Origin of the sequence: Streptomyces sp. CA-251387 (assembly GCF_050936625.1) — a bacterium.
Lineage (GTDB): Bacteria > Actinomycetota > Actinomycetes > Streptomycetales > Streptomycetaceae > Streptomyces.
Window position 1 is genome coordinate 8,147,185 of sequence record NZ_JBNJMJ010000001.1, and the last position, 13,224, is coordinate 8,160,408.

Consider the following 13,224-nt stretch of genomic DNA (forward strand, 5'->3'; position numbering starts at 1 on the left):
CGATCAGGCATACAGCTCCCGCATTCGCACCGAGAGACATGTCACACACCCTTCGAGCTTCTCGAACTCGCTGATGTCCACCAGGACGGGCTCGTGGCCGAGGTCGGCGAGCAGCTCCGCCGTCTTCGGCGCGCTCGCGGCCATGAGCAGCTTGTCGCCGCCGAGCAGCACCACATGCGCCCCGGACTCCTCAGGCACCGGCAGGAAGCGCGGGAACAGCGACGGGGCGTCCAGCTGCGGGATACGGCCCAGAATCGTTCCGTCGGGCAGCGCCGTGATCGCCGACTTCAGGTGCAGCACCTTGCTGACCGGCACGGCGACGACCCGCGCCCCGAGCGGTTCGAAGGCGGCCCGCAGCTGCTGGACGCCGGCCGCGTTGGTACGGCCGCCGCGGCCGACGTAGATCGTGTCGCCGACCTTCAGCACGTCGCCGCCGTCCAGCGTGCCCGGCTCCCAGATCCAGTTCACGGAGCAGCCGAGCGAGGCCACGGCCTCCTCGACGCCGATGGTCTCCTCGCGCCGGGACTCGGCGCCGGGCCGGGTGATCAGCGCGACGTTCCGGTACATGACGACCGTGTCCTCGACGAACACGGAGTCGGGGCAGTCGTCGGCAGGGTCCACCTCGATCGTCTCCCAGCCGTGCGTACGCAGTGCCTCCACGTACGCCTCCCACTGCTCGACCGCGCGATCGACGTCGACCTTCTCCCGCTCGATGTGCGTCACCAGCCCTTCGGCGAGGCGCGGGCTGGGGCGGCGGACGAGGGCCTTCTTGCTGGGCACGACGGGATCTCCGGATCGGTGGCAGGGTTCGGTGCCCATGATGCATGGGGCACCGATCCGCCATCATGCAGGCCCTGCCCGCCCGTACAAAACCCTCGGGCTCAGGCTGTGGCCCTCCTGAGATGCTCGGCGGTGAAGGAGTGGCGGGCTTCGAGGAGCTGTCGTGGAGGCCCTTCGAAGATCACCCGACCGCCGTCCCGGCCCCCGTCCGGCCCCAGGTCGATGATCCAGTCGGCGTGCGCGACCACGTCCAGGTTGTGCTCGACGACCACGACCGTGTTGCCCGCGTCGACCAGCCGGTCCAGCAGCCCGAGCAGCCCGTCGACGTCCGACATGTGCAGCCCGGTCGTCGGCTCGTCGAGGACGTACACCGCGCCGGTGCGGTGCAGCCGCGTCGCCAGCTTGATCCGCTGCCGTTCACCGCCGGAGAGCGTGGACAACGGCTGCCCGAGCGTGAGGTACGTCAGCCCGACGTCCCGCAGGGCGCGCAGGCGTCGCCGTACGCCCGAATCCTGGAAGAACTCCAGCGCCTGGCCGGCCGTCATGCCCAGTACGTCCGCGATGGAGTTGCCGTCGACGGTCAGCCGCAGCACCTCGTCCTTGAAGCGCCGGCCCTCGCAGTCGTGGCAGGTCGTGGTCACCGGATCCATGAAGGCGAGGTCGGTGTAGATGATCCCGCGCCCCTCGCACGTACCGCACGCACCGGACGAGTTGAAGCTGAACAACCCCGGCTCGGCGCCCGTCTCGCGCGCGAAGATCTTCCGTACCGTGTCCAGGATCCCCAAGTACGTCGCCGGGGTCGACCGCGCGGAGATCCCGATCGACGACTGGTCGACCACCACCGCGTCGGCGTGAGCGGCGGTGAACTCCGCGACCAGCGTGCTCTTTCCCGATCCGGCGACCCCGGTCACCACCGTGAGCACCCCGGCCGGGAACTCGACCGTCACGTCCCGCAGATTGTGCCGGCCGGCGCCCTTCACCCAGAGCCCACCGCTCGCGGTTCGTACCTCCCGCTTGATCGCGGTACGGCGGCGCAGGCACCGCCCGGTCACCGTGCCCGACCCGGCCAGCTCACCCGGCATCCCCTCGAACACGACCCGCCCGCCGTCCGCGCCGGCCCCCGGCCCCATGTCGACGACGTGATCGGCGAGCGCGATGACGTCCGGGTCGTGCTCGACGACCAGCACGGTGTTGCCCTTGTCGCGCAGCCGCAGCAGCAGATCGCCGAGGCGGCCGACGTCGCGCGGATGCAGGCCGACGCTGGGTTCGTCGAAGATGTACGTCATGCCGGTGAGGCTGGAGCCCAGGTGGCGGACCGTCTTCAGGCGTTGCCCCTCGCCGCCGGAGAGCGTGGGCGTCTCACGGTCGAGGCTGAGGTAGCCGAGGCCGATGGCGTCGATGCGTTCGAGGGCGGCGACGGCGGCGCGGGCGACCGGTCCGGCGACCGGGTCGTCGATGTCCTTCAGTACGGCGATGAGGTCGGTGACCTGCATACGGGCGCAGTCGGCGATGTTCAGGCCGTTGATCCGGGTCGCGAGCGCCGCCGCGTTGAGGCGCGCCCCGTCGCAGACCGGGCAGGTGCCCTCCGCCAGGAACTCCCGCACCAGGTCGCGGGTCTTCTGGCTCATCGCCGACAGGTCCCGCTTCAGGTACAGCCGCTCGAAGCGGGTGGCGAGGCCCTCGTAGTCGGTGGTCCAGGTGCCGCCGCTGCCGTTGACGGTGACCTTGCTGCCGGGGCGGCCGTACATCAGGAACTCCCGCTCGGCGGCCGTGAAGCGCCCGACGGGCTTGTGCGGGTCGAGTTCGGCGCTGTTGGTGTACGCCTGCCCCTGCCAGGTGCCCGCGGCGAACGGCGGGAAGCGGACCGCCCCGTCGGCCAGCGACCGCTCCAGGTCGAGGATGCGGTCCCAGTCGGGCCGTACCGTCCGGCCGAGGCCGTCGCACTCGGGGCACATGCCCGAGGGATCGTTGAACGAGTACGCCGTCGCCGGACCGGCGCTCGGGGTGCCGTGCCGGGAGAACAGCACCCGGATCACCGAGTAGATGTCGGTCATCGTGCCGACCGTGGACCGCGAATGGCCCCCGATCGGCCGCTGGTCGACGACGATCGCGGGGGAGAGGTCCTGAAGCTCCTCCGCGTGCGGGCGCTCGTACTTGGGCAGCCGGTTGCGCACGAACCACGTGAAGGTCTCGTTCAGCTGGCGCTGCGACTCCACCGCGATCGTGTCGAAGACGATCGACGACTTCCCCGATCCCGAAACGCCGGTGAACACGGTCAGCCGGCCTTTCGGGATGCGGAGGGTGACGTCCTTGAGGTTGTTCTCCCTGGCTCCGGTGATGGTGATGAACTCGGGTGTGAAAGCGGCCATGCCCTCGAAGCTAGGCGGGATACCCGACAGCTTCTGGCGTGATTTCCTTCAGTTCTCCGTCCTCCACCATCAGCCAGCGCGTGATGCCGATCGACTCCAGGAACGGCAGGTCGTGACTGGCCACGATCAGCGCCCCCTCGTACGACTCCAGGGCCGTGGTGAGCTGCCGTACGCTCGCCATGTCCAGGTTGTTCGTCGGCTCGTCCAGCATCAGCAGCTGCGGTGCCGGCTCGGCCAGCATCAGCGCGGCCAGCGCCGCACGGAACCGTTCGCCGCCGGACAAGGTCGCCGCCTTCTGGTCGGCGCGGGCGCCCCGGAACAGGAAGCGGGCCAGCCGCGCCCGGATCCGGTTGTTGGTGGCGCCCGGCGCGAACCGGGCCACGTTCTCGGCGACCGACAGCTCGCCGTCGAGGACGTCCAGCCGCTGGGGCAGGAACCGCAGCGGCACGTGCGCCGTCGCCTCGCCCGCCACCGGCGCCAGTTCGCCGGCGATGGTCCGCAGCAGCGTCGTCTTGCCCGCGCCGTTGCGTCCGATCAGCGCGATCCGCTCCGGACCGTGCAGATCGAAGCCACCGGCCACCCGAGCGCCGTACACCAGCTCCAGGTCCCGCAGCGTGAGCACGCTGCGGCCCGGCGGGACGGCCGTGTACGGCAGGTCGACGCGGATCTCGTCGTCGTCCCGAACGGCCTCCACCGCCTCGTCGAGCCGCTCCCTGGCCTCGGCGAGCTTCTCCTCGTGCATGATGCGGTGCTTGCCCGCGGACTCCTGCGCCGCCCGTTTGCGCGCACCCATGACGATCTTCGGCTCACGCTTCTGGTCCCACATCTTCTGGCCGTACCGCTTGCGCCGCGCCAACTTCACCTGTGCGTCGACAAGTTCGCGCTTCTGCTTCTTCAAGTCGGCCTCGGCGACGCGCACCATGCGCTCGGCCGCCTCCTGCTCGGTGGCGAGGGCCTCCTCGTACGCCGAGTAGGTGCCGCCGTACCAGGTGATCTCCCCGGAGCGCAGATCGGCGATCTGGTCGACGAGTTCTAGGAGTTCACGGTCGTGGCTGACCACCACCATCACCCCCGGCCAGGACTCGACGGCCGCGTACAGCCGTCTGCGTGCGTACAGGTCGAGGTTGTTGGTGGGCTCGTCGAGCAGCAGGACGTCCGGGCGGCGCAGCAGCAGCGCGGCCAGGCGCAGCAGCACCGACTCGCCGCCCGACACCTCGCCGATCGTCCGGTCCAACTCGACGTGGCCGAGCCCCAGTTCGCCGAGGGTGGCGAGGGCGCGCTCCTCCACGTCCCAGTCGTCGCCGACGGTCTCGAAGTGCTCCTCGGCCACGTCGCCCGCCTCGATGGCGTGCAGCGCGGCTCGCTGCGCGGCGATGCCGAGGGCCTCGTCGACCTTCAGGGCGGTGTCGAGGGTGACGTTCTGCGGGAGGTAGCCGACCTCGCCGGCGACGCGAACGGCGCCGTCGGCCGGGGTGAGCTCACCGGCGATGAGCTTCAACAGGGTTGATTTTCCCGACCCGTTGATGCCGACGAGCCCGGTCCGGCCGGGACCGAACGCGACGTCGAGGCCCTCGAAGACGGGGGTGCCGTCGGGCCAGGTGAAGGACAGGGACGTACAGCTGATGGAAGTAGACATGCGGGCCTCCGCGGTTGCTCGAAGCGAGTCAGGGGCAATCGCGTTTCGAGACACCGCGGCAAGGCGGCGGCGACCGGCGGGGAAGCCTCGGGGCATGCGGGGGTATGAGAAAAGCCCTGTGCCTTGAGGACGGCTCGAATGCCGAGGTCGCACGCAGCGCCCCCACACCTCGGAGGGGTGTGGAACGCGGTGTCTCAGGACCTCAGACGAGCAACGTCCTTCTCCAATCGACGGCAACAGGACCGCTGTACACCGTAGGAGGGGGCTGGGAGCGTGTCAACGCGATTAACGGCGACCTCGCGCCCTGGTGCCGGTCGGCTTCTGCCCCGCGGAACGCGTCAGCAGGCGTCCCGCATCAGCTCCGCCAGGTCGCGGTCCAGGTCGAGCTGGAGGTGCTCCAGGCCGAGGGGCACCAGTTCGCTCGTGGACTGCAGGAAGCGCCGGACCTCGCCCGTACGGATGTGGACGACCGCCGTGCCCTCGGGGGCGTGGAACTCCAGGACCGTACGGTCGTAGCCGTACGGCCGCACCCGGACGTCGCCGTGGCCCTCGGGAGCCTCCAGGCCGGCGAGGAGCAGCTCGCGGCTGAAGGTCCAGCACACCTCCACGCCCTCCAGGGTGGCGGGCGCCGGGAAGGTCATGCGGACGGCGAAGGGGTCGCGCCGGTCGTAGTGAAGGGTCGCGGGAATGCTCGGCATCCGCGGCGCGGCGGCGACGAGACGGGCCTCAACGGGCTGCTCGATGACGGTGGACAACGCCTTGCTCCCTTGTGACGGCTGGACGGACATCCGGGCGGACGAGACCGGGCACTGGTAGAGACGACGGAATCAGCCAATCCGTGCACACGAAGGCCGAGTGACCTCTGTCACCGCCTTCATGCACAGGAGTGGTGCGTTCGCCCTTCCGTGCCTGAAAAGTCACCTGTGATCGCCGGTCATCGCCTGTCATCTCCTGTGGCAATCCGTGCTCGCCGGGATCGCCGTGGCCATCTGGACGGCACCGCGGCAGTGGGCTAGCTTCGCCCGCCATGAGGCGTTCGGGGAGCACGCGACGGTCGGGGCGTATGTTTCGGACACTGGCCGCGGGGGCGGCGTGCGGGGCGGCGCTGGCCGCGCTGACGGCCGTACCCGCGCAGGCGCACGAGCCGGAACGCAAGGCCCCGCACTGGGAACGCAAGGACAGCGGCAGGCCCGAGGTGCGCTTCCGGGGGCTGGCGGCGGTCAGCCGGGACACCGCCTGGCTGGCCGGCACCCAGGGCACCGTCCTGCGCACCACCGACGGAGGCGCGACCTGGCGGAACGTCTCCCCGCCCGGGGCCGGCGAGCTCCAGTTCCGGGACGTCGAGGCGTTCGACGCACGACGTGCCGTGGTGCTGGCCATCGGAGAGGGCGAGGCGTCGCGCGTGTACCGCACGGACGACGGCGGCGCCACCTGGACCGAGTCGTTCCGCAACACCGACGCGCGGGCCTTCTACGACTGCATGACCTTCTTCGACCGCCGTCACGGCCTGGCGATGAGCGACCCGGTCGACGGCAGGTTCCGCATCCTGTCGACCAGCGACGGCGGCCGCTCCTGGAAGGTGCTGCCGAGCGCCGGGATGCCGGCCGCGCTGGAGGGCGAGGCGGGCTTCGCGGCGAGCGGGCAGTGCCTGGTCAGCTCCGGGCCGAAGGACGTCTGGCTGGCCACCGGCGGGGCGGCACGCGCGCGCGTGCTGCACTCCCGTGACCGGGGGCTGACCTGGACGGCCGCCGACACGCCGATCCCGGCGGGCGACCCGGCCCGCGGCGTCTTCGCCCTGGCCTTCCGCGACCGTACGCATGGCCTGGCGGTCGGCGGCGACTACCGCCCCGATCAGACCTCCCCGCAGGCAGCGGCCCACACCGGCGACGGGGGCGCAGGCTGGCAGCCCGCCGCCACTCCCGTGACCGCCTACCGCTCCGGCGTCGCATGGCTCCCGCACAGCCGCACCACCGCGCTCGCGGTCGGCCCCACCGGCACCGACCTGACGACCGACGGCGGCCGCACCTGGCGGACCGTCGACACCGGCTCGTACGACACCGTGGACTGCCCGGCGGACCTGGGCTGCTGGGCCGCGGGGGAGAAGGGGCGGGTCGCGCGGCTGGAGAGCTGAACCGGAATGTGGGTACTCGGCCGCCGAGAGCGAGAGGAGTGACTCACATGCCGGCCGGTTCGAGCTCGAAGCGGGAACGCCAGTACGAGCACATCAAGAAGAGCGCCCAGGACCGGGGCGAGAGCACCTCGCGCGCCAAGGAGATCGCGGCGCGAACGGTGAACAAGGAACGTGCCCGGTCCGGCGAGTCGAAGACCGCCAGCCGCACGTCGACCCAGGACAAGTCCTCCGGGCAGCGCGGCGGCCAGCGGTCGGGCAAGGGCTCCCAGGGCCCCACCTACGACCAGCTGTACGAGGAGGCCAAGAAGCGCAACATCCACGGCCGTTCGGACATGAACAAGAGCCAGCTCAAGCAAGCGCTGGGCAAGTGAGGCTCAGCCGGGCGTCTCGCGGTACCGCTGAAGCTCCGGCGCCGTCTTCGTGGCGGCGAACTCGGTGATGCGGTACGCGCAGACCCCGGCGCCGACGAAGGGATCCGTCGCAGCGACCTCTTCGATCCGGGCCCGGTCCTGCGCGACGGCGAGGATCACCCCGCCGTCGCGGGGGTTCTTACGCCCCGACGCGAGAAACAAGCCCTTCTCGTACTGCTCGTCGAGCCACGCCATATGCGCCTCCAGCACGGCGTCGACGGCGTCGAGCGGGGCGGTGTAGGTCAGTTCCAGTACGAACATGATCGCGAGCTTATCCCCGGCCCGCGGCGGCGGGCCCCGGCCCCGTAGGCTCGGGTTCACCATGACGACCGTACGCATCCCCGCGGGCTGGCCCGCGACCGAGGACGAAGCCCGCGCCGTCCAGGACGAGTTGCGGGAGCGGGTGGTGCTCGACGAGCCGGGCCCGCCGCCCGGCGCCGGGCACGTGACCGGTGTCGACGTGGCCTACGACGACAAGAGGGACGTGGTCGCGGCGGCGGCCGTCGTCCTCGACGCGGCGACCCTGGACGTCGTCGCCGAGGCCACGGCGGTCGGGCGGATCTCCTTCCCCTACGTCCCCGGCCTGCTCGCCTTCCGCGAGATCCCGACGGTCCTGGCCGCGCTCGACGCCCTGTCCTGCCCGCCCGGCCTCGTCGTCTGCGACGGCTACGGCCTCGCCCATCCCCGCCGCTTCGGCCTCGCCAGCCACCTGGGCGTCCTCACCGGCCTGCCCACGATCGGCGTCGCGAAGAACCCGTTCACCTTCACGTACGACGAGCCCGCCGCCGCGCGCGGGTCGTCCGCGCCGCTCCTGGCAGGCGACGAGGAGGTCGGCCGTGCCCTGCGCACCCGGGACGCCGTCAAGCCGGTCTTCGTCTCGGTCGGCCACCGGGTGAGCCTCGACAACGCCTGCGCGCACGCGCTCGCGCTGACCCGCGAGTACCGGCTCCCGGAGACCACGCGCCGAGCGGACTCCCTGTGCCGCCGGGCGCTGAAGGAGGCGACCCGTCCGAGGCCGGAACTCGCCGCCCGAGCGGCGGCGGACCCCACCCGCACGTGGGGGCGGTCCCTGTTCGAGCGCCAGCCCCTACCGGTGACCTGGGCGGGACGGGTGCTCGCGGCAGCGGCGGAGGGCGTGGGCCGGACTCCGGAGATCGACGCCGCGGTGGAACTGGCGGGCGACCGCGACCGGTGGAGCCGGGGCAGCGAGGTGTTCGGGCTGGTCCGCGGGCGCGGAGTCGACGCCTGGGAGCACCCGACGGACCAGCAGCGGCTGCTGGTCCGTCTGGCGGAACTGGTCGGCAAAGTCGCCCACAACGAGGCAGGACCCCCTCCCTTCTACGACCACCACGCCGGCTGGCAGATCGGGCCCCTCGCCGTCCGCATCGCCGCCTGCGCGCCCGATCCGGCCGTGCGGGAACGGATCGCGGAGGCGCTGGGGGGCTGGCCGACGACCGACGACGCCGACTGAGTACGGAGTCTGAGTACCCGTACGGATGTCGCCCCCCACGCTGATCGGCAGGCTGGTCCTCATGACGACGCACCGCTCCCCGAAGCCCCTTGCCGACCCCGACCGCCCCGTCGAGCGTGCCGTGACGGCCGCGCTGGTCCTCGCCACGCTGGCCGGGCTGGGCTGGATCGTCGGGATGATCTACACCATCGCGGGGTGGCCGCTCTAGGGACGGGGCCGTCCCGGGGTCAGGTGGAACGGCCGCCGCAGAATCGGTTCACCGCGTGGCGGCCACCCGGAAGGTGATCCCCGCCCCGCGCAGCCGCTCGATCAGCGCGTCCCCCATCGCGACCGCCGTCGTGACCTGCCCGGCCGTGGGCGGCAGCTCGTCGAAGGCCAGGGACAGGGCCGACTCGGCGAACATCTTCGCCGTCTCGCCATAGCCGGGGTCGCCGCCCGCGACCTCGGTGAACACCCGCCGGCCGCCGCCCTCGCCGACGAAGCGGACCGAGAACCAGCTCTTCGCGCGCTTCTCGGCGCTCGGCCCCTCGCCGGGCTTGAGCCGGTCGGACAACCAGCGCCGGGCGGGCGGGAGTTGGGCGGCGGTGAAGAGCGCCCCCACCGCCGTGACCCCGCCGACCGCGACGGGCAGATGCCGTACGGCGGCGTAGTGGCGGTAGCGGAAGTCGGGGCCGTAGCGCTGCAGGGCCCTGGCCGAGCGCTTGACGATCTGCGGGTCGATCGTCGGCAGCGGCACCGCCCAGGCGCCGACCTCCTTGGCGAACCGGGGCGCGCCCGTCGGTGCCAGCGCCCGGCGCCCCATCAGCCGCGGCTCGTGGCGGGCGCGGTCGCGTGCGGCGGCCAGCATCTGGCGTCCGCGCGCGAACTGGTTGAGCGCCGAGGCGAACGTACCGCCCGAGAAGGCGGCGTCGGCGGTCACGAACCCGTCCACCGTGAGCGGCACACCCTCCGGCAGTTGCTGGACGGTGAAGTAGGCGCCCAGGTCGTGCGGGACGGAGTCGAAGCCACAGGCGTGCACCAGGCGCGCGCCCGTCTCACGCGCGCGTGCGTCGTGCAGGACGTAGGTCCGGTCCACGAACTCCGGCTCACCGGACAGGTCCAGATAGTCCGCGCCGGTGTCCGCGCAGGCGGCGACGAGGTCCTCGCCGTACGTCACATAGGGGCCGACCGTCGTGGCCACCACGCGCGCGTGCTCGGCGAGACGGCGCATCGAGGCCGGATCGGCGACGTCCGCCTCCAGCAGCCCGATCCCCGCGCCGCCCGCCAACCGCTCGCGCAGCCGTTCCAGCTTCTCCTCGCTGCGGCCGGCGATCGCCCAGCGCAGCCCGTCGGGCGCGTGCGCCGCGAGGTACTCCGCGGTGAGTGTCCCGACGAAGCCCGTCGCTCCGAAGAGCACGATGTCGTACGGACGATCCGCCCTGTTCAGCCTGGTCATGACACCCCTCGGTCTCGCAGCACGCGCCGTTGTCGGTGGCCGAGGCTAGCGTGAGGTGTGCGGAGCCCGACGACGAGCCCGGAGGTATGCGGTGGCCGTGCCCAGGAATGCCCTGAAGAAGTGGGAGAAAGTGCGCGAGTTCGCCCTGGGGCTGCCGGGGGTCACCGAGGAGTTCCCGTGGGGCGAGACGGTCGCGAAGGTCAACAAGAAGGTGTTCGTCTTCCTGGGTGTCGACGACGGCAGCTATCCGCTGGGCATCACGGTGAAGCTCAAGGACGAGTCGGCCCACGCGCACGCCCTGACCTGCCCGGGCGCCGAGCCCGCCGGATACGGCCTGGGCAAGTCGGGCTGGGTGAGCATCCCGCTGGAGCAGAAGGGCGCCCCGGCGGCGGAGCTGCTGTGCGACTGGGTGGAGGAGAGCTACCGCACGATCGCGCCGAAGCGGCTGATAGTGGAGCTGGACGGGCGCTGATTCCGCCTGGACGGGCGTTGATTCCGCCGGGGCGGGTTCGCGGCCGGGGTTCCGGCGGGTAACTTCCTAAGCGCTTGCTCTTGTGCCCGCTGGAACATGTTCTTAGCATCGCTGGTGTTACAGCAGTAGTGTCATACACCTGGGGGCAGGATGGCGACGACGCCAGGACAGGGCCCGCTCACCGGCGTGCGCGTGGTCGAGCTGGCCGGGATCGGGCCAGGCCCGTTCGCCGCCATGCTCCTCGCCGACCTTGGCGCCGACGTCGTCCGCGTGGACCGGCCCGGCGGCACGGGACTCGCGATCGCCACCGAGTACGACGTCACCAACCGCAACAAGCGCTCGGTGATCATCGACCTGAAGTCCCCCGACGGCGCGGCCCGCGTCCTCGACCTCGCCGCCCGCGCCGACATCCTCGTCGAGGGCTACCGCCCGGGCGTCGCCGAGCGCCTCGGCGTCGGCCCCGAGGCCTGCCAAGCCCGCAACCCCCGGCTGGTCTACGGCCGAATGACCGGATGGGGCCAGGAGGGGCCGCTCGCCCACCGCGCCGGCCACGACATCGCGTACATCGCGCTCACCGGAACCCTCGGCATGATCGGCAGCCCCGACGAGCCACCGGCCGTCCCCGCCAACCTGGTCGGCGACTACGCGGGCGGCTCCCTGTATCTCGTCGTCGGCGTCCTCGCCGCCCTCCACCACGCGCGCGCGACCGGCACCGGCCAGGTCGTCGACGCCGCCATCGTCGACGGCACCTCCCACCTCGCCGCGATGATCCACGGCATGCTCGCCGCCGGCGGCTGGCAGGACCGGCGCGGCGCCAACCTCCTGGACGGCGGCTGCCCCTACTACGGCACCTATGAGACGGCCGACGGGAAGTACATGGCGGTCGGCGCCCTTGAACCCCAGTTCTACGCCGAGTTCCTGGAGCTGCTCGGCATCGGGGAGTACGCGTCCGCCCGCAAGGACTGGTCCCGCTGGGGCGAGCTGCGCGAGGCCGTCGCCGCCCGCTTCAAGTCCCGCACGCGCGACGAATGGACGGCCGTCTTCGAGGGCTCCGACGCGTGCGTGGCCCCCGTCCTGTCCCTGCGCGAGGCCCCACAGCACCCGCACCTCGCCGCCCGCGGCACCTTCACCGACCACGGCGGCATCACCCAGCCCGCCCCCGCGCCCCGCTTCTCCACCACCCCCACCGCCGTACGCACCGGCCCCGCGCAACCGGGCACCGACACGGCGGAGGTGGCTCGGGACTGGGGCGTACCCGAGCTGCTGAAGGGCCTGGACACGGCGGCCGCCGACACGACGGGCCCGGACACGAACAGCGCCGACCTGAAGGGCCTCGCATGAAGCGGCAGATCTTCGCCCCCGAGCACGACGCGTTCCGCGAGACGGTGCGCGCCTTCCTGGCCAGGGAAGTCCTGCCGTACTACGCGCAGTGGGAGAAGGACGGCATCGTCTCCCGGGACGCCTGGCGCGCGGCCGGAAAGCAGGGGCTGCTCGGATTCGCCGTGCCCGAGGAGTTCGGAGGCGGCGGCACCCCCGACTTCCGCTACAGCGCGGTCCTCGCCGAGGAGTTCACACGCGCGGGCGCCCCGGGCCTCGCCCTCGGACTGCACAACGACATCATCGGCCCGTACCTCACCTCGCTCGCCACCGACGAACAGAAGCGCCGCTGGCTGCCCGGCTTCTGCGACGGCACGCTGATCACGGCCATCGCCATGACCGAACCCGGCGCCGGCTCCGACCTCCAGGGCATCCGCACGCAGGCCGAGGACCGCGGCGACCACTGGGTGCTGAACGGCTCCAAGACGTTCATCTCCAACGGCATCCTCGCCGACCTGGTGATCGTCGTCGCGAAGACGACTCCCGAGGGCGGCGCGCACGGACTGTCGCTGCTCGTCGTCGAGCGCGGCATGGACGGCTTCGAGCGCGGCCGCAACCTCGACAAGATCGGCCAGAAGGCGCAGGACACGGCGGAGCTGTTCTTCCACGACGTGCGCGTGCCCAAGGAGAACCTTCTCGGCGAGCTCAACGGCGCTTTCGTGCACCTGATGACGAACCTCGCCCAGGAGCGCCTGAGCATCGCCGTCTCCGCGATCGCCGCCGCGGAGCACCTGCTGGAGATCACCACGGAGTACGTCAAGGAGCGCGAAGCCTTCGGGCGGCCGCTGGCGACCAAGCAGCACATCCGGTTCGAGGTGGCCGAGATGGCCACCGAGTGCGCCGTCACCCGCACGTTCCTCGACCGCTGCATCGAGGACCACTCGAACGGCTCCCTCGACGCCGTCCACGCCTCCATGGCCAAGTGGTGGGCGACCGAGCTGCAGAAGCGGGTCGCCGACCGCTGTCTGCAACTGCACGGAGGCTACGGCTACATGAGCGAATTCCCGGTCGCCCGTGCCTTCACCGACGGCCGTATCCAGACCATCTACGGCGGGACGACCGAGATCATGAAGGAGATCATCGGCCGTTCCCTGCTCGGCTGAGGCCCCCTTGCCCGGCTGACCCTCACCTCGAAAGGCCTCA

At 71.6% G+C, this 13,224-nt stretch carries 12 protein-coding genes and 1 pseudogene; 7 read left to right on the plus strand and 6 right to left on the minus strand.

Features of this window, described 5'->3' with window-relative positions:
* Positions 1–3: 3 nt before the first annotated feature.
* From ddaH to ACQEV2_RS36165, 4 genes are all read right to left on the minus strand, one after another.
* Positions 4–780 (minus strand): dimethylargininase, encoded by a 777-nt coding sequence (ddaH, locus tag ACQEV2_RS36150; RefSeq protein WP_433051404.1) that lies wholly within the window; start codon positions 778–780, stop codon positions 4–6.
* Between the two features lie 101 nt (positions 781–881).
* Positions 882–3,149, minus strand: a complete 2,268-nt coding sequence (locus ACQEV2_RS36155; protein WP_433051407.1) for an ATP-binding cassette domain-containing protein — start codon at positions 3,147–3,149, stop codon at positions 882–884.
* A 10-nt stretch (positions 3,150–3,159) separates the two neighbouring features.
* A complete protein-coding gene (locus tag ACQEV2_RS36160; protein ID WP_433051410.1) occupies positions 3,160–4,785 on the minus strand; it encodes an ABC-F family ATP-binding cassette domain-containing protein in 1,626 nt (541 codons plus the stop codon).
* Positions 4,786–5,123: 338 nt separating this feature from the next.
* Positions 5,124–5,540 (minus strand): SsgA family sporulation/cell division regulator, encoded by a 417-nt coding sequence (locus ACQEV2_RS36165; protein WP_433051413.1) that lies wholly within the window; start codon positions 5,538–5,540, stop codon positions 5,124–5,126.
* Positions 5,541–5,848: 308 nt separating this feature from the next.
* On the opposite strand from ACQEV2_RS36165, the gene ACQEV2_RS36170 reads away from it, so the two are divergent.
* Together ACQEV2_RS36170 and ACQEV2_RS36175 are read left to right on the plus strand one after the other, a co-directional pair.
* Positions 5,849–6,916 (plus strand): WD40/YVTN/BNR-like repeat-containing protein, encoded by a 1,068-nt coding sequence (locus tag ACQEV2_RS36170; RefSeq protein ID WP_433051416.1) that lies wholly within the window; start codon positions 5,849–5,851, stop codon positions 6,914–6,916.
* A gap of 47 nt (positions 6,917–6,963) precedes the next feature.
* Positions 6,964–7,287 carry a plasmid stabilization protein gene (locus tag ACQEV2_RS36175; protein WP_433051419.1) on the plus strand — a complete coding sequence of 108 codons (324 nt, stop codon included), beginning with the start codon at positions 6,964–6,966 and terminating at the stop codon, positions 7,285–7,287.
* Between the two features lie 3 nt (positions 7,288–7,290).
* Here the strand turns inward: ACQEV2_RS36175 and ACQEV2_RS36180 are convergent, their stop codons facing one another.
* Entirely contained in the window at positions 7,291–7,587 is a 297-nt protein-coding gene (locus ACQEV2_RS36180; RefSeq protein ID WP_433051422.1) for a YciI family protein, read from the minus strand.
* Positions 7,588–7,648: 61 nt separating this feature from the next.
* Between ACQEV2_RS36180 and ACQEV2_RS36185 the strand changes: the two are divergent.
* Both ACQEV2_RS36185 and mmpA read left to right on the plus strand, forming a co-directional pair.
* Positions 7,649–8,332, plus strand: a pseudogene (locus ACQEV2_RS36185) (endonuclease V); the annotation flags it as partial.
* A gap of 526 nt (positions 8,333–8,858) precedes the next feature.
* Positions 8,859–9,005 (plus strand): morphogenic membrane protein MmpA, encoded by a 147-nt coding sequence (gene mmpA, locus ACQEV2_RS36190; protein ID WP_164905106.1) that lies wholly within the window; start codon positions 8,859–8,861, stop codon positions 9,003–9,005.
* Positions 9,006–9,053: 48 nt separating this feature from the next.
* Here the strand turns inward: mmpA and ACQEV2_RS36195 are convergent, their stop codons facing one another.
* The gene (locus ACQEV2_RS36195; protein WP_433051426.1) at positions 9,054–10,232 is read right to left on the minus strand and encodes a saccharopine dehydrogenase family protein; all 1,179 of its coding nucleotides are present in this window, start codon (positions 10,230–10,232) and stop codon (positions 9,054–9,056) included.
* 91 nt (positions 10,233–10,323) lie between these two features.
* On the opposite strand from ACQEV2_RS36195, the gene ACQEV2_RS36200 reads away from it, so the two are divergent.
* From ACQEV2_RS36200 to ACQEV2_RS36210, 3 genes are all read left to right on the plus strand, one after another.
* The gene (locus ACQEV2_RS36200; protein ID WP_433051429.1) at positions 10,324–10,704 is read left to right on the plus strand and encodes an MmcQ/YjbR family DNA-binding protein; all 381 of its coding nucleotides are present in this window, start codon (positions 10,324–10,326) and stop codon (positions 10,702–10,704) included.
* 150 nt (positions 10,705–10,854) lie between these two features.
* Complete coding sequence (locus ACQEV2_RS36205) at positions 10,855–12,045, plus strand: CaiB/BaiF CoA transferase family protein (RefSeq protein ID WP_433051432.1); 1,191 nt, start codon at positions 10,855–10,857, stop codon at positions 12,043–12,045.
* Entirely contained in the window at positions 12,042–13,184 is a 1,143-nt protein-coding gene (locus ACQEV2_RS36210) for an acyl-CoA dehydrogenase family protein (RefSeq protein WP_433051435.1), read from the plus strand. Before ACQEV2_RS36205 ends, ACQEV2_RS36210 begins: the two co-directional genes overlap by 4 nt.
* Positions 13,185–13,224 lie beyond the last annotated feature (40 nt).